The organism is Streptococcus sp. CF7_Ac1-12 (assembly GCF_024295905.1).
GTDB classification, from domain to species: domain Bacteria; phylum Bacillota; class Bacilli; order Lactobacillales; family Streptococcaceae; genus Streptococcus; species Streptococcus mitis_AP.
In genome coordinates, this window is record NZ_JANCPG010000006.1 from 1 (window position 1) to 21885 (window position 21885).

The 21885-nt window shown below is 40.8% G+C and carries 14 protein-coding genes and 1 pseudogene; 14 read left to right on the forward strand and 1 reads right to left on the reverse strand.

The genetic code is table 11. The features are described from left to right. The first annotated feature begins 107 nt into the window (after nt 1-107). The 6 genes from secA to recG all read left to right on the forward strand — a co-directional run bounded on the left by secA (nt 108) and on the right by recG (nt 8300). Nucleotides 108-2621 (forward strand): preprotein translocase subunit SecA, encoded by a 2514-nt coding sequence (secA, locus tag NMM17_RS04110; RefSeq protein ID WP_254753894.1) that lies wholly within the window; start codon nt 108-110, stop codon nt 2619-2621. Between the two features lie 80 nt (nt 2622-2701). Beyond that, on the forward strand, nt 2702-3733 hold the full coding sequence (locus tag NMM17_RS04115) for a 3-deoxy-7-phosphoheptulonate synthase (protein WP_000232190.1): 1032 nt from the start codon (nt 2702-2704) through the stop codon (nt 3731-3733). 1 nt (nt 3734) lies between these two features. Continuing rightward, nucleotides 3735-4766: a 3-deoxy-7-phosphoheptulonate synthase gene (locus NMM17_RS04120; protein ID WP_254753895.1), complete on the forward strand. Its 1032-nt coding sequence runs from the start codon at nt 3735-3737 to the stop codon at nt 4764-4766. Between the two features lie 44 nt (nt 4767-4810). Next, the gene (gene acpS / locus NMM17_RS04125; RefSeq protein ID WP_000635005.1) at nt 4811-5173 is read left to right on the forward strand and encodes a holo-ACP synthase; all 363 of its coding nucleotides are present in this window, start codon (nt 4811-4813) and stop codon (nt 5171-5173) included. Then, on the forward strand, nt 5163-6266 hold the full coding sequence (gene alr / locus NMM17_RS04130) for an alanine racemase (RefSeq protein ID WP_000648089.1): 1104 nt from the start codon (nt 5163-5165) through the stop codon (nt 6264-6266). Before acpS ends, alr begins: the two co-directional genes overlap by 11 nt. Before the next feature lie 18 nt (nt 6267-6284). Continuing rightward, complete coding sequence (recG, locus tag NMM17_RS04135; RefSeq protein ID WP_001048780.1) at nt 6285-8300, forward strand: ATP-dependent DNA helicase RecG; 2016 nt, start codon at nt 6285-6287, stop codon at nt 8298-8300. A 711-nt stretch (nt 8301-9011) separates the two neighbouring features. Here the strand turns inward: recG and NMM17_RS04140 are convergent. Next, complete coding sequence (locus NMM17_RS04140) at nt 9012-9926, reverse strand: Rpn family recombination-promoting nuclease/putative transposase (protein WP_254753896.1); 915 nt, start codon at nt 9924-9926, stop codon at nt 9012-9014. A 367-nt stretch (nt 9927-10293) separates the two neighbouring features. On the opposite strand from NMM17_RS04140, the gene NMM17_RS04145 reads away from it, so the two are divergent. The 8 genes and pseudogenes from NMM17_RS04145 (at nt 10294) to NMM17_RS04180 (ending at nt 21879) form a co-directional block, all read left to right on the forward strand. Further along, on the forward strand, nt 10294-11274 hold the full coding sequence (locus NMM17_RS04145) for an acetylxylan esterase (RefSeq protein ID WP_254753897.1): 981 nt from the start codon (nt 10294-10296) through the stop codon (nt 11272-11274). 565 nt (nt 11275-11839) lie between these two features. Then, nucleotides 11840-15229 carry an SIALI-17 repeat-containing surface protein gene (locus tag NMM17_RS04150; protein WP_254753898.1) on the forward strand — a complete coding sequence of 1130 codons (3390 nt, stop codon included), beginning with the start codon at nt 11840-11842 and terminating at the stop codon, nt 15227-15229. 289 nt (nt 15230-15518) lie between these two features. Beyond that, a complete protein-coding gene (locus NMM17_RS04155) occupies nt 15519-16217 on the forward strand; it encodes an N-acetylmannosamine-6-phosphate 2-epimerase (protein WP_001135679.1) in 699 nt (232 codons plus the stop codon). A gap of 18 nt (nt 16218-16235) precedes the next feature. After that, nucleotides 16236-17753: pseudogene (locus NMM17_RS04160) on the forward strand (PTS transporter subunit EIIC). Between the two features lie 229 nt (nt 17754-17982). Beyond that, the gene (locus NMM17_RS04165; RefSeq protein ID WP_254753899.1) at nt 17983-19311 is read left to right on the forward strand and encodes an ABC transporter substrate-binding protein; all 1329 of its coding nucleotides are present in this window, start codon (nt 17983-17985) and stop codon (nt 19309-19311) included. Between the two features lie 221 nt (nt 19312-19532). Then, the gene (locus tag NMM17_RS04170) at nt 19533-20399 is read left to right on the forward strand and encodes a carbohydrate ABC transporter permease (protein WP_153193231.1); all 867 of its coding nucleotides are present in this window, start codon (nt 19533-19535) and stop codon (nt 20397-20399) included. A 15-nt stretch (nt 20400-20414) separates the two neighbouring features. Then, nucleotides 20415-21254 (forward strand): carbohydrate ABC transporter permease, encoded by an 840-nt coding sequence (locus NMM17_RS04175; protein WP_001192117.1) that lies wholly within the window; start codon nt 20415-20417, stop codon nt 21252-21254. Nucleotides 21255-21426: 172 nt separating this feature from the next. Then, nucleotides 21427-21879: a YhcH/YjgK/YiaL family protein gene (locus NMM17_RS04180; RefSeq protein WP_000575452.1), complete on the forward strand. Its 453-nt coding sequence runs from the start codon at nt 21427-21429 to the stop codon at nt 21877-21879. The last annotated feature ends 6 nt before the right edge of the window (nt 21880-21885 follow it).

Consider the following 21885-nt stretch of genomic DNA (forward strand, 5'->3'; position numbering starts at 1 on the left):
CCTCTTTTTCCATTTTGAAATGGGGATTCTTCCTTGAAAATAATCAGTAATTGTGCTAAAATTAAAAGAACATTCTAAAATATTCGGAATTTAAAGTAAGGAAAAACATGGCTAATATTTTAAAAACAATTATCGAAAATGATAAAGGAGAAATCCGTCGTCTGGAAAAGATGGCCGACAAGGTTTTCAAATACGAAGACCAAATGGCTGCTTTGACAGATGACCAACTAAAAGCAAAAACAGTTGAATTTAAAGAACGTTATCAAAATGGAGAATCACTGGATTCATTGCTTTATGAGGCATTTGCGGTTGTCCGTGAAGGTGCTAAACGTGTCCTAGGTCTCTTCCCATATAAGGTTCAGGTTATGGGGGGAATCGTTCTTCACCATGGTGACGTGCCAGAGATGCGTACAGGGGAAGGAAAAACCTTGACTGCGACCATGCCGGTATACCTCAATGCCCTTTCAGGCAAAGGGGTTCACGTAGTTACGGTCAATGAATACCTGTCAGAACGTGACGCGACTGAGATGGGTGAATTGTACTCATGGCTTGGTTTGTCAGTAGGGATTAACTTGGCCGCCAAATCTCCAATGGAGAAAAAAGAAGCCTATGAGTGTGATATTACTTATTCAACTAACTCAGAAATCGGATTTGATTACCTACGTGATAACATGGTCGTTCGCGCTGAAAACATGGTACAACGTCCGCTTAACTATGCCTTGGTCGATGAGGTTGACTCAATCTTGATTGACGAGGCCCGTACACCTTTGATTGTATCAGGTGCTAATGCGGTTGAAACTAGTCAGCTCTACCACATGGCAGACCACTATGTAAAATCGTTGGACAAAGACGACTACATCATTGATGTGCAGTCTAAGACTATTGGTTTGTCTGATTCAGGGATTGACAAGGCTGAAAGCTACTTCAAGCTTGAAAACCTTTATGACATTGAAAACGTAGCTCTGACTCACTTTATCGATAACGCCCTTCGTGCCAACTACATCATGCTTCTCGATATTGACTATGTGGTGAGCGAAGAGCAAGAAATCTTGATCGTCGACCAATTTACAGGTCGTACCATGGAAGGTCGTCGTTATTCTGATGGATTGCACCAAGCCATTGAAGCCAAAGAAGGTGTTCCAATCCAAGATGAAACCAAGACATCTGCCTCAATTACTTACCAAAACCTTTTCCGTATGTACAAGAAATTGTCTGGTATGACGGGTACTGGTAAGACTGAGGAAGAAGAATTCCGTGAAATCTACAACATTCGTGTTATTCCAATCCCAACAAACCGTCCTGTTCAACGTATTGACCATCCAGATTTGCTTTTTGCTAGCATTGAAGCTAAGTTTAAGGCGGTTGTCGAAGACGTTAAGGCTCGTTACCAAAAAGGTCAACCTGTCTTGGTTGGTACAGTAGCAGTTGAAACCAGTGACTACATTTCTAAGAAATTGGTTGCAGCTGGCGTACCTCACGAAGTCTTGAATGCCAAAAACCACTATAAAGAAGCCCAAATTATTATGAATGCTGGTCAACGTGGTGCTGTTACCATCGCAACCAACATGGCCGGTCGTGGTACCGATATCAAGCTTGGTGAAGGGGTTCGCGAATTAGGTGGACTTTGTGTGATTGGTACAGAACGTCATGAAAGCCGTCGTATCGATAACCAGCTTCGTGGACGTTCAGGTCGTCAAGGAGACCCAGGTGAGTCACAATTCTACCTATCTCTTGAAGATGATTTGATGAAACGTTTTGGTTCTGAACGTCTGAAAGGTGTCTTCGAACGTCTCAATATGTCTGATGAAGCCATTGAGTCTCGTATGTTGACACGTCAGGTTGAAGCGGCTCAAAAACGTGTCGAAGGAAATAACTACGATACCCGTAAACAAGTCCTTCAATACGATGATGTCATGCGTGAACAACGTGAGATTATCTACGCTCAACGTTACGATGTTATCACTGCAGACCGTGACTTGGCACCTGAAATTCAGGCAATGATCAAACGCACGATTGGTCGTGTCGTTGATGGTCATGCGCGTGCAAAACAAGATGAAAAACTAGAAGCAATTTTGAACTTTGCTAAGTACAACTTGCTTCCAGAAGATTCTATTACGATGGAAGACTTGTCAGGCTTGTCTGATAAGGCAATTAAGGAAGAGCTCTTCCAACGTGCCTTGCAAGTTTACGATAGTCAGGTTTCAAAACTACGCGATGAAGAAGCAGTTAAAGAATTCCAAAAAGTCTTGATTCTACGAGTGGTGGATAACAAGTGGACAGATCATATCGATGCCCTTGATCAATTGCGTAACGCTGTTGGACTTCGTGGCTATGCTCAGAACAACCCTGTTGTTGAGTATCAGGCGGAAGGTTTCCGTATGTTTAATGACATGATTGGTTCGATTGAGTTTGATGTGACACGCTTGATGATGAAAGCACAAATTCATGAACAAGAAAGACCACAAGCAGAACACCATATCAGTACAACAGCGACTCGAAATATCGCTGCCCACCAAGCAAATATCCCAGAAGATTTGGATTTGAGCCAGATTGGACGGAATGAACTTTGCCCATGTGGTTCTGGTAAGAAGTTTAAAAACTGTCACGGTAAAAGACAATAAAATGAGATAGTTTAGAGGCGGATACCTTGTGAAAAGTAAATTTTTACTTGGTATCCGTTTGCTTTATAAGGAGATGAGTTATGGTATTTACAGCAAAAAGTCCTAAAATTAATATTGAAGAAGTTCGTGCCTTATCAAAATTAGAAGGCCAAGCTTTAGAGAGAAAATCACAGCGCGATCAAGAGCTAGAAGCCATTATACGTGGAGAAGACCAGCGAATTCTCTTGGTAATCGGGCCATGCTCATCTGACAATGAAGAAGCTGTTCTTGAATACGCTAAGCGTTTGGCAGCTTTGCAAGAAGAAGTGGCAGACCGTATCTTTATGGTTATGCGTGTTTATACTGCTAAACCCCGTACCAACGGAGATGGCTATAAGGGCTTGATTCACCAGCCTAATGCGACAGAAGCGCCTAGTCTTATCAATGGAATCAAAGCCGTTCGCCATCTTCATTATCGTGTTATCACAGAAACAGGAATGACAACGGCTGATGAAATGCTTTATCCTGAAAATCTACCGCTTGTGGATGATTTGATTTCTTACATGGCGGTTGGTGCCCGTTCAGTTGAAGACCAGCAACACCGCTTTGTGGCAAGTGGAGCAGATTTCGCGACTGGGTTTAAAAATCCAACATCTGGAAATCTCAATGTTATGTTTAATGGGATTTATGCTGCTCAAAACAAACAAAGTTTCCTTTTTCTTGGAAAAGAAGTGGAAACAACTGGGAACCCACTTTCGCATGCCATTCTTCGTGGAGCGATCAATGAGTATGGTAAGAATATTCCTAACTACTACTATGATAATTTGATGGATACCATTGCTCAGTATGAAAAAATGGGCTTGGAAAATCCCTTTATCATCGTCGATACTAATCATGACAACTCTGGTAAGCAATACATGGATCAGATTCGAATTGTCCGCCAGACCTTGATTAACCGTGATTGGAATGAAAAGATCAAGCAGTATGTTCGTGGCTTTATGATTGAGTCTTATCTAGAAGACGGCCGTCAAAACGAACCGGAAGTATTTGGCAAGTCTATCACAGACCCTTGTCTTGGCTGGGATAATACGGAAGCCCTTGTCAGAGAAATCTACCAAACGCTAGGAGAATAAGATGACATTTATTGAAAAAGGTCAAGAAATCGATATTGAAGCAATCAAGGCAGAAACTCAATTGTCTGCGGAAGCCTTGCGACTAAAGGAGCGTCGTGATAGAGAATTGGCAGACATTATTTCAGGTGAAGATGACCGTATCCTTTTGGTGATTGGTCCTTGCTCTTCTGATAATGAAGAGGCTGTCTTGGAATATGCCCGCCGTTTGTCCGCCTTGCAAAAGAAGGTGGCGGACAAGATTTTCATGGTTATGCGTGTTTATACAGCTAAACCACGCACCAACGGAGACGGCTATAAAGGTTTAGTTCACCAGCCAGATACTTCTAAGGCTCCAAGTCTGATTAACGGTTTGCAGGCTGTGCGTCAGTTGCACTACCGTGTGATTACAGAGACTGGTTTGACAACGGCAGATGAGATGCTTTATCCGTCAAATCTGGTCTTGGTAGATGATTTGGTCAGCTACCATGCTGTAGGAGCTCGTTCTGTGGAAGACCAAGAGCACCGCTTTGTGGCCTCAGGGATTGATGCACCAGTCGGGATGAAAAATCCAACCTCTGGAAATCTTGGTGTCATGTTTAATGGCATCTATGCCGCTCAAAACAAACAAACCTTCCTCTTTCATGGCCAAGAAGTTGAGACTTCAGGAAATCCCTTGGCCCACGTCATCCTTCGTGGCGCAGTTAATGAATATGGGAAAAATGAGCCTAACTTTTACTATGAAACACTGCTAAATGCTATTGAGCGTTATGAAACTATGGGACTTGAAAATCCTTTTATCCTCATTGACACCAACCATGACAACTCAGGCAAGCAATATATGGAGCAGATTCGAATTGTTCGCCAGACCTTGCAAAATCGTGATTGGAATGAGAAGATTAAAAAGACAGTTCGAGGCTTTATGATTGAGTCTTACCTAGCAGATGGTCGTCAAAATCAACCAGAGGTCTTTGGTTGCTCTATTACCGATCCTTGCCTAGGCTGGGAAAATACAGAGGCCTTGGTAGAAGAGATTTATGCTACCTTGACAAAATAAGTGAAAAGGATGGAGTTGGGGAATCTCAACTCCTTTTGATGAGAATGATAGTTGGACACGGAATTGACATCGAAGAATTGGCTTCGATAGAAAGCGCGGTTACACGACATGAAGGATTTGCTAAGCGCGTGCTGACCGCTAAGGAAATGGAGCGCTTCACCAGTCTCAAAGGGCGCAGGCAGATTGAATATTTGGCTGGTCGCTGGTCGGCTAAGGAGGCCTTTTCCAAGGCCATGGGAACGGGCATTGGCAAGCTCGGTTTTCAGGATTTGGAAGTCTTGAACAATGAACGCGGGGCGCCTTATTTTAGTCAGGCACCATTTTCAGGAAAGATTTGGCTGTCTATCAGCCACACCGATCAGTTTGTGACAGCCAGTGTCATTTTGGAGGAAAATCATGAAAGCTAGTCCACATAGACCAACCAAAGCTCTGATTCATCTGGGAGCTATTCGACAAAATATTCAGCAAATGGGGGCTCATATCCCTCAAGGAACGCTCAAGTGGGCAGTGGTCAAGGCTAATGCCTATGGGCATGGGGCTGTTGCCGTTGCCAAGGCGATTCAAGAGGATGTTGATGGCTTTTGTGTTTCCAATATCGATGAAGCTCTTGAACTCAGACAGGCTGGACTCAGTAAACGAATCCTCATTTTAGGAGTTTCTGAAATCGAAGCTGTCGCTCTAGCTAAAGAATACGACATCACCTTGACTGTGGCTGGACTGGAGTGGATTCAAGCACTCTTAGATAAAGAATCAGACTTAGCTGGATTGACAGTTCACCTCAAGATTGATTCAGGAATGGGAAGGATTGGTTTTCGAGAGGCTCGTGAGGCTGAGCAGGCTCAAGACTTGCTCAGACAACACGGTGCTCGTGTTGAAGGGATTTTTACCCATTTTGCGACTGCAGATGAAGCATCAGATGCCTACTTTAATGAGCAATTAGAACGGTTTAAAAAAATTCTGTCAAGTATGAAAGGTCTTCCAGAGCTGGTTCATGCTAGTAATTCTGCAACGACTCTTTGGCATGCAGAGACTATTTTCAATGCAGTCCGTATGGGAGACGCCATGTATGGTCTCAATCCTAGCGGAGAGGTCTTGGACTTGCCCTATGACTTGAAACCAGCCTTGACTTTGGAATCTGCTCTAGTTCATGTCAAGACAGTTCCAGCTGGAGCTTGCATGGGCTATGGAGCGACCTATCAGGCGGATAGCGAGCAAGTCATCGCGACCGTTCCAATCGGCTATGCGGATGGTTGGACGCGAGATATGCAAAATTTCACTGTCTTGGTTGATGGGCAAGCTTGCCCAATCGTTGGGCGAGTTTCTATGGACCAAATCACCATTCGTCTACCTAAGCCTTATCCCTTAGGAACCAAGGTGACCTTAATTGGCTCCAATGGGGGCAAGGAGATAACGGCTACTCAGGTAGCGACCTACCGTGGGACTATTAACTACGAGGTGGTTTGTCTTCTCAGTGACCGCATTCCGAGAGAATATTATTAAAGAAGAAAGGAGTGGAGCATGAATCTACATCAACCCTTGCATGTCTTACCTGGTGTGGGACCAAAGTCAGCAGAAAAATACGCCAAACTAGGAATTGAAAACTTGCAAGATCTTTTGCTCTACTTTCCTTTCCGTTATGAAGACTTCAAGACCAAACAGGTGCTGGAACTGGAAGACGGTGAGAAAGCGGTTCTTTCTGGTCAAGTTGTGACTCCTGCCAGTGTCCAGTATTATGGTTTCAAGCGCAATCGTCTGCGCTTTAGCCTCAAGCAGGGAGAAGTTGTTTTTGCGGTGAATTTCTTTAACCAGCCCTATCTAGCTGATAAGATAGAGTTGGGAGCAACTCTTGCTGTCTTTGGAAAATGGGATCGAGCTAAGGCTAGTCTGACTGGGATGAAGGTCCTGGCTCAGGTGGAAGATGACCTCCAACCTGTCTATAGATTGGCTCAGGGAGTCAGTCAGGCCAGTCTGGTCAAGGTTATTAAGACAGCCTTTGATCAGGGGTTGGACCTCTTGATAGAGGAAAATCTTCCCCAGTCTTTACTAGACAAATACAAACTTATGTCCCGTTGCCAAGCAGTTCGTGCTATGCATTTCCCTAAGGATTTGGCAGAATACAAGCAGGCTCTTCGCCGTATTAAGTTTGAAGAACTCTTTTATTTCCAAATGCAGTTGCAGACGCTCAAGTCTGAAAATAGAGTTCAGGGAAGCGGCTTGGTTCTGAATTGGTCTCAGGAAAAGGTGACAGCAGTTAAAGCAAGTCTTCCTTTTGCTCTGACCCCAGCTCAAGAAAAGAGTTTGCAGGAAATTTTGGCCGACATGAAGTCCGACCACCACATGAATCGACTCTTACAAGGAGATGTGGGGAGCGGAAAAACGGTGGTTGCTGGCTTGGCCATGTTTGCGGCAGTGACAGCTGGGCACCAGGCTGCTCTCATGGTACCGACAGAAATCCTAGCAGAGCAACACTTTGAAAGTCTACAGAGTCTCTTTCCAGACTTGAAACTCGCTCTCTTGACAGGATCCTTGAAAGCTGCAGAAAAAAGAGAAGTCTTGGAGATAATTGCCAAGGGTGAGGCTGATTTGATTATCGGAACCCATGCTCTGATTCAGGATGGGGTGGAGTATGCTTGCCTTGGTTTGATTATCATCGATGAGCAGCACCGTTTTGGTGTGGGTCAAAGGCGGATTTTACGGGAAAAAGGAGACAATCCAGATGTCCTCATGATGACGGCGACTCCCATTCCACGGACGCTAGCCATCACAGCCTTTGGAGATATGGATGTTTCCATTATCGACCAGATGCCAGCAGGTCGAAAACCCATTGTGACGCGCTGGATCAAACATGAGCAACTAGCTCAGGTCCTGACTTGGTTAGAGGGGGAAATCCAAAAAGGTTCTCAAGCCTATGTCATCTCTCCCTTGATTGAAGAATCAGAAGCTCTGGATTTGAAAAATGCCATTGCCTTATCAGAGGAATTGACGGCGCATTTTGCAGGAAAGGCAGAGGTAGCTCTTCTACATGGTAAAATGAAGAGTGATGAAAAAGACCAGATCATGCAGGATTTCAAAGAGAGAAAAACGGATATTCTGGTTTCAACGACGGTTATCGAGGTCGGGGTTAACGTTCCAAATGCGACAGTTATGATCATCATGGATGCCGATCGCTTCGGGCTCAGCCAGCTTCACCAGCTCAGAGGTCGTGTCGGTCGGGGGGACAAGCAGTCCTATGCTGTTCTCGTTGCTAATCCCAAGACTGATTCTGGAAAAGATCGCATGCGCATTATGACAGAAACCACTAATGGTTTTGTCCTTGCGGAGGAAGATTTGAAAATGCGTGGTTCAGGTGAAATTTTTGGAACCAGACAGTCAGGACTTCCAGAATTCCAAGTGGCTGATATTATCGAAGATTTTCCGATTTTAGAAGAGGCTAGAAAGGTTGCCAGCTATATTAGTTCTATGGAAGGTTGGAAAGAGGATCCAGAATGGCGCATGATTGCCCTTCATATGGAAAAGAAAGAACATTTAGATTAATACTCTTCGAAAATCAAATTCAAACCACGTCAGCTTCGCCTTGTCGTATATATATGTTACTGACTTCGTCAGTTCTATCTGCAACCTCAAAACAGTGTTTTGAGCAACCTGCGGCTAGTTTCCTAGTTTGCTCTTTGATTTTCATTGAGTATAAGCTTTCTATAAGGAAATCTTAAGCTAGCTTTCAGGTTTGGTCCTTATACTAGAGTCATCAAAAAGAAACGAGGACTCTCACATGACCGTAACGATTAAAGTAAATTACCAAACCACTTTCCAAAAGAAAGAAGCAACAAAATAATATAAATATAAGGAAGAAAGAGCGTAACTGCTCTTTTTTGTTTCTAAAAGCACAATTTATTGAATCTAAAATAGCACACTGCGGATTCTAAAAAATTCTAGAAATTATAGTAGATTGAATCTTGAATAGTCCACCGAGTTTTCTAAAACATTGTTAGAAATTAGTTTGAATTCCGCAATTAATTTGTTCAGTTTTTATTTCATTTAACTATAATTTGACTTTCCTAATTTCTTTGTTCATATCTTATTTCAATACACCATATCTTACTATTTCAGAACCCACATCTAGCATAACTAAAAAACAGATTCTTCCATCTATTACGGAAAAATCTGTCATTGATTTAATGATTTACAAAAACTCCAACCACGGCTTGCGAACCCTGTCCTTACTGGTTTCTCTATATTTTTTAGTTCTTATTTATGATGCTCTTTCAATATTTCTTCAAACTCAGAGACAGTCATACCCAACTGTTGACTGGCAACTTCAGAAGGCAAAAGACCTTGACGGACTAGATTTAGTAGCATAGACAAACTTCCTTCAACTTTTCCACGCTCCAGTCCCTGTTCAATCCCTTCTGCCCTAGCAGTTTCCAAGGCATAATCATGAGCCAATAATGCCTGTTCTTCACGCATACGTAGTTGACTAAACATTTTCCTGTCCTCCTCGGACCAGCTCTTGTAGTCTAGCAGTTGGTCTGCCTGGCTGATGGCTCGCTCGGGTTGTTGGGTAAAGGGTTTATTCCCAAAAAACTCCAACCACGGTTTGCGAACGCTATCCTTGCTGGTTTCTCTGTATTTTTTTAGTTCTAAGAACGCCATCTTGACTAGATGGTTTTCCTGCCTGTTGTTTGTAATTGTCAAAACCTCACCTGTCGTATCCTCTCGCATACTAAAACTGTGAAAGGCTAAATCATCCTGAAAGTAGTTGCTGTCCACAATTGCAATGGCGTAGACAGGAGCGATATGCTTGTAACTCTGGTGTGTATCACCTTCACGTTGACGAATTTTTTCAAGATTTTGATTGACCTGACTGCACAGATAAGCCCATAAACGATTAATGAAAAAATTCTGATGATGCACCTGAATCTCAATGATCACTTGGGTGCCATTGTCCAACTCTGCCAAGACGTCTATACTAGTGTAAAAATCCTGCGCTGAGTAAGGCAGGGAAGGCAAGACGTGAATATTGCTTCCCTCCAAAATGGTCACATTTTTGGCTGGTAAGTCCAGCATATCGCGAATAAATTGACAAGTGATTTCTGGGTTGCTAAAAATCTTCTTAGCCACTAAATCATTGGTCGGGCTAATGCCCGGATGTCTGAGAATCATTCTTTCTCTCCTTTCATTATAGCACATTTTTACCTCTAGGTTGACTAGATTTAGTGCTTCTATCTATTTATTCGTAAAAAAGCGTAACTTCTCAAAGTAACTTCCCTCTCTCTCCCAAAACTGGAAGTTAGTTTTAGAAGTGACCCAATGAAAATCAAAGAGCAAACTAGGAAACTAGCCGCAGGTTGCTCAAAACACTGTTTTGAGGTTGCAGATAGAACTGACGAAGTCAGTAACATATATATACGGCAAGGCGAAGCTGACGTGGTTTGAAGAGATTTTCGAAGAGTATTACCCTTCTTTCTTGCATTGCTTTTCTAGATATGCTACAGTTGTGATAGCGATTACAAAATAAAAGGAGCATGCTATGAAAAATCCAGCTTTATTAGAAGAAATCAAGACTTATAGAGGACGGGATGAGGTCCCAGAAGACTTTGATGCTTTCTGGGATGAGGAAGTGAAAAAAGTTTCAACTCTTCCAGCCTACCAGTTGGAGGAAAGAAATTTCCACATTCCTCAAGTTAGTTGCTATGAGTTAACGTTTGAAGGAACGAATGAGGGAAAGGTTTATGCGCGCGTCGTTCTTCCAAAGACTGAGGAGAAGGTTCCACTAATCTTCCATTTCCATGGTTATATGGGACGTGGCTGGGACTGGGCCGACATGCTGGCCTTCACCGTGGCTGGTTACGGTGTTGTTTCCATGGATGTGCGGGGGCAGTCGGGTTACTCACAAGACGGCTTGCGTTCTCCTCTAGGAAATACAGTTAAGGGGCATATTATCCGTGGTGCTGTGGAAGGTCGGGATCACCTCTTTTATAAGGATGTTTATCTGGATATTTACCAGTTGGTTGAAATTGTTGCTAGTCTGCCTCAGGTTGATGAGGAGCGTCTTTCTAGCTATGGTGCTTCACAAGGAGGGGCTCTAGCCTTGGTTGCGGCAGCGCTCAATCCTCGGATTCAGAAAACTGTTGCCATCTATCCTTTCTTGTCAGACTTCAGACGAGTGCTTGAGATTGGCAATACCAGTGAAGCTTACGACGAACTTTTCCGTTATTTCAAGTTTCACGACCCCTTCCATGAAACTGAGGAGGAAATCATGTCGACCCTGGACTATATAGATGTGAAAAATCTTGCCCATCGTATCAAGGGTGAGGTTAAGATGATTACGGGCTTGGACGACGATGTTTGCTATCCTATTACCCAATTTGCGATTTACAACCGTCTGACCTGCGATAAAGCCTATCGCATCATGCCTGAGTATGCCCACGAAGCCATGAATGTATTTGTTAATGATCAAGTCTACAACTGGCTGTGTGGTAGTGAGATTCCTTTTAAGTATGTAAAATGATAAATGAGAGAGCCCAGTAGCTCTCTTTTTGTACAGAATCTAGTTAGCAAATATTCTAGTTCATATATACTTTGAAATTCATACTCTTCGAAAATCTCTTCAAACTACGTCAGCTTTATCTGTAATCTCAAAACAGTGTCTTGAGTAGCCTGCGGCTAGCTTCCTAGTTTGCTCTTTGATTTTTATTGAGTATGAGTTTTTTTCTGGGCTGTGGTGTCAAACAATTCATTTTCTATCTAGTTGGGTATAAGCTATTTCAATACATTGGAAAGCGTCTGTGAAATATGTTATAATTTATAAGAAAATATACAGTTTGGCTACAAATGAACATTTATATATAAGTTTATGTATAACTTAGTTTTTCTGATTAGGATAATATCTTATAAAAAACTATATTCCTGGAGATACAGTACTTAAATAGCATTTGTAAAGCAACAAAATAATCTATAGCTATTTTTATTGTAAGAATCAAAGTAGAGAGTGTTATGCTAATGGAAACTGTAATATTTTATTTTTTAGAATATACTTGGATAAATTAACTTTGAAAGTTAAAGTGAGGTAATGCATGTTTGTATGTTTAAAAGGTTTGGGAAAATTTCGTAAATCCAAAGCTTATGGTTTGGTTGGTTGTTTGACACTATCTGCAGTGATTGGATTAGCTGCACCAGACTTACCAGTTATTGGTGGTGGAGTCGTTGCTGCTGATGTTATTCAGGGTGGTAACGATATAAAAGATGTGGATGTTCATAGTAAATCTGCAGAAGGTGTTGCTATGACTTACACCACTTATGATAGCGGAACAAGTGGAAAACAAACGGCTTCTGGTAGTGGTGTCTTTGTAGCGCCAAATGTCATGGTGACAGTAGCTCATAATTACTATGATAAAAATCAAGAAGACAAGTCTGCGGTCTTACGTGGTGGAGAGTCTGCTCGTAGTTATGTTGTGATGAACTCAGAAACAGAGAAGAGTAACAAAGTACCCACATCAGGGGTATCCGAGTCTCTTGAAAAAGACTCTATTCATTTGTATGATGAGAAGAATTTTGGTAAAGAATATGGTAATGACTTAGCGGTAGTAGTTACTAAAAAGCCTGTAGAAGCTATGACGGGAGGTGAGGACTCTCCAAGAGAGTTGAGTGATAAAGAGGTTTCTACGGGTGATAGCATCACTATGGTCGGATATCCCAATGATTTTTCTACTCCAAATTTAAGTAAAGAAAATAAAGCTCGATTGAAAGATGGTAAGGCTTATTCAGTCTCAACAACTGTGAGCAGTGTCAATAAAGAGAGTGGTGCAGTCACTTATCACTCCTCAGCTTTAGGAGGTTTTTCAGGTGCTCCTTTGTTTAATGATAAGGGAGAAGTAGTCGGTATCCACCAGCACGGAACCAATACTTCAAGCGCCCCTGAGAGTGAGCGTATTGGGGGTGGTACGATTTTTACGGACAAGCACAGAGCTTGGATTCGTTCTATGATTGATAAATATGGTATAAAGGGTTGGTATATAGATGGTGCAAACCGTTACTACTATGATGAAAATCATATAGCTTTAAAAGATGTAGAATCTGAGATTGATGGTGCTTTGTATAGTTTTGATGAAAAAGGTCGAGCTACTTTAGTAAAAGGTGAAGAAAAAGGTCGTGTTCTACTTCGAGTGGAAGATACTAAAGGAACTCGCTTGATTTCAGATAAGGTTGTTCAGGAAGGTCCCGTTGGAAGTGGCTTGAATTTTCATTTAAGACAAAATCCAGACTTCAAACAGTTAATAGCAACTTCCCCAACAGCTAAAGTGGTATCCTATAACGGAGTGTCAATTAACAAACTAGCAAGTGATACTACTTGGTCTGATGACTATGTCAGTAAGTTAGCTTTAGGTAATACAATTATAAGAGCGGTAGTAGATTCGATAACTCCTCCATCTACCTCTTCTTCGGATTTTGCAAGAACTGAAGTTGGAAAGGTTGATTTGAGTGGTAAATCGAACTTACCTGTGCCTAGTAAAGAGGTATTACAAGCTCCGAATGGCTCAGAAAATTTCTATGCTACAACGCATATTCAAACGCCAGATGGGTCGGGGTCAGGTACTTTAATTGCACCAAATTTGGTGTTAACAGTCGCTCATAATTTCTTAACAGTTAAAGGTTCTGAGGTAGTTACTAAATCTGGTCGTACCAATACAGTGTATAAAGCAACTTTACCGAATGGGTTGTCTGTGAATTTTTCAGATGATGATATTGTTTATTGGAATAAGAAAGATTCAGTATTTGGATTTAAAAATGACTTAGCTTTGGTTCGATTAAAAGAAGAGGTAAAAGGAGTAACTCCTGTAGAGGTTGTAAAACGATCTTCGAAAGTTGCAGAGGGGGATTCAGTTTCGGTCTATGGTTTTCCAGATAACAAGCTAAGTCCAGTTTTAGATAGCAAAGTAGTAGGAACTACAGACTTCGGTTCTGGAATAGAGGGAATTAGCTATGGAGGTACGAAACCTGGAGCGTCTGGTGGTGGTCTTTATAATGATAAAGGTGCTTTAATTGGAGTTCACCAAAATGGTGTTGTAGGAAGCCGTAGTGGTGGTTTGGTTTTATCAAAAGAGCAGCTGGATTGGGTTCGTTCTTATATTGAGGGTCAACCAAAAGATCCTGTCTATGTGGAAGATAAAGAAGTGGAACCTTCTAAGAAGGATTCGGATAAGGATTTAGCTGGGAAATTAGATCCAAAAAAAGATAGTGGAAAAGAAGATTCTGGTATTTTAGGTACATCTGGTGACTTTGCGACTCCTACAGTCTCTAAGCCAGAGTTTACAGGTGGCGTGAATGGAGGCGACTCACTTGTTACAGAAGTTCCAGAGTATAGCGGTATTATATCCACATTAGGAGATTCTCCAGCTCCTACAGTCTCTAAGCCAGAGTTTACAGGTGGCGTGAATGGGGGCGACTCACTTGTTACAGAAGTTCCAGAGTATAGCGGTGTTCTATCCACATTAGGAGATTCTCCAGCTCCTACAGTAGCTAAGCCAGAGTATATGGGTGATACATTATCAAGCTCAGGAGAAGACTCGGCTCCAACAGTTGAACAGCATGACTTCACAGGCGGAGTTAACGGAGGCGACTCACTTGTTACAGAAGTTCCAGAGTATAGCGGTGTTCTATCCACATTAGGAGACTTTCCAGCTCCTACAGTCTCTAAGCCAGACTTTACAGGAGGAGTTCCTTTCACTGAATCTCCGATACTAGAAATCCCAGAATATATGGGTCCATTATCAACCTCAGGAGAAGGAAGTTCAGTAGTGAAATCTACTGATAAACAAGTAAATAATAAAGACAGTAAGGATGAAGCAGAAACTAAGAACGTTATCACAGGAATTGCTAGTTCACAACGTATTTTAAAAAATGAAACAGGAAGTATTCAAATTCAAGCTTCAGAAGAAGTATTGAAAAATGTGATAGGTATTCAAATGCAAGAAGTTCAAGTTAGTGATTTAAGTTCATTAAACTACAAAGCATTTGATATCAAATTGAAGGATGTAAATGGAAGATATGTTAAACTTGAAGGAAAAGTCCTTGTTACTTTTGCTACAGATCAGTCCGTTGAGAATGTTTATGCTGTAGATCCAGAAGGAAAACTACACACTATTGAATTCGAACAAAAAGATGGAAAGATTATTTTTGAAATTAACAATTCTAGTATTTATGCGATGACTTTCCGACGCTCCATTGACAATCTACCATTTAAAAATCCTACAGAAGATAACAAGGTTGAAGAACTTTCACTGTCATCTAAATTGTTATCTACAAATGAGAACTCAGGATTTAGTCAATCAGAGAATAAAGTAGGTAACAATGAACAGGCTAAGTTACCAGATACAGGTGAGAATAAATCAATAACAACAGTTTTGCTTGGTTTTGTAGGAATGTTCCTTGGAGCAATGATTTCTTATAAGCGAAAAGACAGTTAATTTGTCTTCAGTTGTTCTTTGAACTTTTATGTTAATCTAAAATAAACCAGTCTGGAGTCCTGTAAAAAGATGGGAATTCTAGACTGGTTTTATTGATATAGAAGTTTATAATAAGATTCGTAATTTTGAGTAATAGGTACGGATATTTATGTTATCTGAAACTACTTTCAGAAACAGCTGTTCTATAAAATACTTTTGAAACTGAAATCTATTCTATGACAAAGCATTGAAAGCGCTTAACAAATGGTATATAATGAACTCATAAGAACAAAGAAAAGGAGGAAAGAGGATGCCACAGATTACTAAAGAAGCTTTGATTGCACAAATCAAAGATGGAATCATCGTTTCTTGTCAGGCCCTTCCTCACGAACCGCTCTATACAGAAGCGGGAGGAGTCATTCCATTGCTGGTCAAAGCGGCTGAGCAAGGTGGAGCAGTCGGTATCCGAGCAAATAGTGTTCGCGATATCAAGGAAATCAAGGAGGTTACAAACCTTCCAATCATTGGGATAATAAAACGAGATTATCCACCGCAAGAACCCTTCATCACTGCTACTATGAAAGAAGTTGATGAACTGGCAGAACTGGACATCGAGGTCATTGCTCTGGATTGTACCAAGCGTGAACGCTATGATGGTTTGGAGATTCAAGAGTTCATTCGTCAGGTTAAGGAAAAATATCCTAACCAGCTCTTGATGGCTGATACAAGTACTTTCGAGGAAGGATTGGCAGCCGTTGAAGCAGGAATTGACTTTGTCGGAACAACCTTATCAGGATACACATCTTACAGTCCTAAAGTGGATGGTCCCGATTTTGAATTGATCAAAAAACTCTGTGATGCTGGTGTAGATGTCATTGCAGAAGGAAAAATTCATACACCAGAACAAGCCAAACAAATCCTAGGATATGGAGTGCGAGGTATTGTTGTTGGTGGCGCTATTACTAGACCAAAAGAGATTACAGAACGCTTTGTTGCTGGTCTCAAATAAGATGTAAGGGGGAATTTTATGTTTAAAGTTTTACAAAAAGTTGGAAAAGCTTTTATGTTACCTATAGCTATACTTCCTGCAGCAGGTCTACTTTTGGGGATTGGTGGTGCACTTTCAAACCCAACCACGATAGCAACTTATCCAATACTAGACAATAGTTTTTTTCAATCAATATTCCAAGTAATGAGCTCTGCAGGAGAGGTTGTATTCAGTAATTTATCACTACTTCTCTGTGTGGGATTATGTATTGGCTTAGCGAAACGAGATAAAGGAACCGCTGCGCTAGCAGGAGTAACTGGTTACTTAGTTATGACTGCAACGATTAAAGCTCTGGTAAAACTTTTTATGGCAGAAGGATCTGCAATTGATACTGGAGTTATTGGAGCATTAGTTGTCGGAATAGTTGCCGTATATTTGCACAATCGATATAACAATATTCAATTACCTTCCGCTTTAGGATTCTTTGGGGGTTCACGCTTCGTTCCTATTGTTACATCGTTCTCTTCTATCTTAATTGGCTTTGTCTTCTTTGTTATTTGACCACCTTTTCAACAACTTCTTGTTTCTACAGGTGGATATATTTCTCAGGCGGGTCCAATTGGAACTTTTCTATATGGATTTTTAATGAGACTTTCTGGAGCAGTAGGCTTACATCATATGATTTACCCTATGTTTTGGTATACTGAACTTGGTGGTGTTGAAACTGTTGCAGGACAAACAGTGGTTGGAGCTCAAAAAATATTTTTTGCTCAATTAGCCGACCCGACTCATTCTGGATTATTTACAGAAGGAACAAGGTTTTTTGCAGGTCGTTTCTCAACAATGATGTTCGGTTTACCGGCTGCCTGTTTAGCGATGTACCATAGTGTTCCTAAAAATCGTCGTAAAAAATACGCGGGTCTGTTTTTTGGAGTTGCTTTAACATCTTTTATTACCGGTATTACAGAACCAATTGAATTTATGTTTCTATTTGTCAGTCCGGTTCTATATGTTGTACACGCATTCCTTGATGGTGTCAGCTTCTTTATTGCAGACGTCTTAAATATTTCAATAGGAAACACATTCTCAGGAGGTGTAATCGATTTTACTTTATTTGGAATTTTGCAGGGGAACGCTAAAACGAATTGGGTTCTTCAGATTCCATTTGGACTTATTTGGAGTGTTCTGTATTATATTGTTTTTAGATGGTTCATTACTCAATTCAACGTTCTAACGCCAGGACGAGGAGAAGAAGTAGATTCTAAAGAAATTTCTGAATCCACAGATTCAACTTCAAATACTGCAGATCATTTAAAACAGGATAGCCTACAAATTATCAGAGCGTTGGGTGGATCAAATAATATAGAAGATGTAGATGCTTGTGTGACACGTTTACGTGTAGCTGTAAAAGAAGTTCATCAAGTTGATAAAGCACTTTTAAAACAAATTGGTGCAGTTGATGTCTTAGAAGTGAAGGGTGGTATTCAAGCAATATATGGAGCAAAAGCAATCTTATATAAAAATAGTATTAATGAAATTTTAGGTGTAGATGATTAATACTCAATGAAAATCAAAGAGCAAACTGGGAAGCTAGGCGCAGGCTATACTTGAGTACGCCAAGGCGAAGCTGGCATGGTTTGAAGAGATTTTCGAAGAGTATAAGTACTTACTGACTTAATAAAAAACAGAGGAGAGTGGTGGATGCATCGGATGAAATGAAAACGCATACAAATACAATCTTACTCATTATCCAATATGGATACGCTTATTACATAGGAGAATACAGATGAAATTTAGAAAATTAGCTTGTACAGTACTTGCGGGTGCTGCGGTTCTTGGTCTTGCTGCTTGTGGCAATTCTGGCGGAAGTAAAGATGCTGCCAAATCAGGTGGTGACGGTGCCAAAACAGAAATCACTTGGTGGGCATTCCCAGTATTTACCCAAGAAAAAACTGGTGACGGTGTTGGAACTTATGAAAAATCAATCATCGAAGCGTTTGAAAAAGCAAACCCAGATATAAAAGTGAAATTGGAAACCATCGACTTCAAGTCAGGTCCTGAAAAAATCACAACAGCCATCGAAGCAGGAACAGCTCCAGACGTACTTTTTGACGCACCAGGACGTATCATCCAATATGGTAAAAATGGTAAATTGGCTGACTTGAATGACCTCTTCACAGATGACTTTGTTAAAGATGTCAACAATGAAAACATTGTAAAAGCAAGTAAGGCTGGAGACAAAGCCTACATGTATCCAATCAGTTCAGCACCATTCTACATGGCTATGAACAAGAAAATGTTGGAAGATGCTGGAGTTGCGAACCTTGTAAAAGAAGGTTGGACAACAGACGACTTTGAGAAAGTTTTGAAAGCGCTTAAAGGCAAAGGCTACACACCAGGTTCATTGTTCAGTTCTGGTCAAGGGGGAGACCAAGGAACACGTGCCTTCATCTCAAACCTTTACGGCGGTTCTGTAACAGATAAAGATGTAACAAAATATACAACTGATGATCCTAAATTCGTCAAAGGTCTTGAAAAAGCAGCTAGCTGGATCAAAGACGGTTTGTTGAACAACGGTTCACAATTTGACGGTGGAGCAGATATCCAAAACTTTGCCAACGGTCAAACATCTTACACAATCCTTTGGGCGCCAGCTCAAAACGGTATCCAAGCTAAACTCTTGGAAGCAAGTAAAGTAGAAGTGGTAGAAGTACCATTCCCATCAGATTCAGGTAAACCAGCTCTTGAATACCTTGTAAACGGATTTGCAGTATTCAACAACAAAGACGACAAGAAAGTTGCAGCATCTAAGAAATTCGTTCAATTCATCGCGGATGACAAAGAATGGGGTCCAAAAGACGTTGTTCGTACAGGTGCCTTCCCAGTTCGTACTTCATTTGGAAAACTTTATGAAGATAAACGTATGGAAACAATCAGTGGTTGGACTAAATACTACTCACCATACTACAATACAATTGATGGTTTTGCAGAAATGAGAACTTTATGGTTCCCAATGTTGCAATCAGTTTCAAATGGCGATCAAAAACCAGCGGATGCTTTAAAAGCCTTCACTGAAAAAGCTAACGAAACAATTAAAAAAGCTACAAAACAATAAGCACTGAATCAGATTGACTCCTCCCTTTTCCCTGTGCATAATCTATGTAAGAAAAGGGAGGATTTTATTTGAAATATCAGAAACTGTCACGAAATTAAAATGAAGTTCTTACATAAGCGAATCTTAAAAAATTTCATTTTGATTTTAAAACTGTTCAAGAAAATCCAAAATATTCTATTTGTGAAAGAGAGGTGCCGACTGTGAAAGTCAATAAAATTCGTATGCGGGAAACAGTGATTTCCTACGCTTTCTTAGCACCAGTATTATTCTTCTTTGTCATCTTTGTATTGGTTCCTATGATTATGGGATTCATTACAAGTTTCTTTAACTATTCAATGACTAAATTTGAGTTTGTGGGATTGGACAACTACATTCGTATGTTTAAAGACCCTGTCTTTATGAAGTCTTTGATTAACACAGTTATTTTGGTTGTTGGATCTGTACCGATTGTTGTTCTCTTTTCGCTCTTTGTGGCGTCGCAAACCTACCATCAAAATGCTATTGCCAGATCTTTCTACCGTTTCGTCTTCTTCCTTCCTGTTGTAACAGGTAGTGTTGCCGTAACAGTTGTTTGGAAATGGATTTATGACCCATTATCAGGGATTCTAAACTTTGTCCTTAAGTCAAGCCATATCATCAGCCAGAATATTTCTTGGTTGGGAGATAAACACTGGGCATTACTGGCAATTATGATTATCCTCTTGACAACTTCAGTTGGTCAACCAATCATCCTCTACATAGCTGCTATGGGGAATATTGACAATTCACTGGTTGAAGCGGCTCGTGTAGACGGTGCAACTGAATTTCAAGTTTTCTGGAAGATTAAATGGCCAAGCCTTCTTCCAACAACTCTCTACATCGCAATCATCACAACAATTAACTCATTTCAAGTTTTCGCCTTGATTCAACTATTAACATCTGGTGGGCCAAACTACTCAACAAGTACCTTGATGTACTACCTTTACGAAAAAGCCTTCCAATTGACCGAATACGGGTATGCTAATACCATTGGTGTCTTCTTGGCAGTCATGATTGCTATTGTAAGCTTTGTTCAATTTAAGGCGCTCGGAAATGACGTAGAATATTAAAGAAAGGAGACAGCTATGCAATCTACACAAAAGAAACCTATAACAGCTTTCACTGTTATTTCAACTATTATCTTGCTCTTGTTGACCGTGCTGTTCATCTTTCCATTCTACTGGATTTTGACAGGGGCCTTCAAATCACAACCTGATACCATCGTTATTCCACCACAATGGTTCCCTAAAATGCCAACCATGGAAAACTTCCAACAACTCATGGTGCAAAACCCTGCTATGCAGTGGATGTGGAACTCTGTGTTTATCTCATTGGTAACCATGTTCTTAGTCTGTGCGACCTCATCTCTAGCAGGTTATGTATTGGCTAAAAAACGTTTCTATGGGCAACGTATTCTCTTTGCAATCTTTATTGCTGCTATGGCACTTCCAAAACAAGTTGTCCTTGTACCATTGGTACGTATCGTCAACTTCATGGGAATTCACGATACTCTCTGGGCAGTTATCTTGCCTTTGATTGGATGGCCATTCGGGGTCTTCCTCATGAAACAGTTCAGTGAGAATATTCCTACAGAGTTGCTTGAATCAGCTAAAATCGACGGTTGTGGTGAGATTCGTACCTTCTGGAGCGTAGCCTTCCCAATTGTGAAACCAGGATTTGCAGCACTTGCAATCTTTACCTTCATCAATACATGGAACGACTACTTCATGCAGTTGGTTATGTTGACTTCACGTAATAATTTGACCATTTCACTCGGTGTTGCGACTATGCAGGCTGAAATGGCAACCAACTATGGTTTGATCATGGCAGGTGCAGCTCTTGCTGCTGTGCCAATCGTAACAGTCTTCCTAGTCTTCCAAAAATCCTTTACTCAAGGTATTACCATGGGAGCGGTCAAAGGTTAAGAAAAGTAAACTGGTGTGTCAAGATTGCGGAAGTGGTCTTGACATGCTATGGAAATATAGATGTTATAAGTGTCTACAAAATGTTGGGTATTTGCTTACCTTAGAGATTTTGTTAGACACTTATAAACTTAATTTATGATTTTAGTTAACTATCAGAAACGAAGGAAAGAGTATGATTTTTGACGATTTGAAAAACATCACCTTTTACAAAGGAATTCATCCCAATCTAGACAAGGCTATCGACTATCTCTATCAGCACCGTAAGGATTCTTTCGAATTAGGAAAGTATGAGATTGATGGGGACAAGGTCTTTCTAGTTGTTCAGGAAAATGTCCTCAATCAAGCTGAAAATGATCAATTTGAGCATCATCAGAACTATGCAGATTTGCATTTACTGGTAGAAGGACATGAATATTCGAGTTACGGTTCACGTATCAAAGACGAGGCAGTAGCATTCGACGAAGCAAGTGACATTGGCTTTGTGCATTGTCATGAACACTACCCACTCTTGTTGGGTTATCACAATTTTGCGATTTTCTTCCCAGGAGAACCACACCAGCCAAATGGCTATGCAGGTATGGAAGAGAAGGTTCGCAAATATCTCTTTAAAATTTTGATTGATTAAAAACTC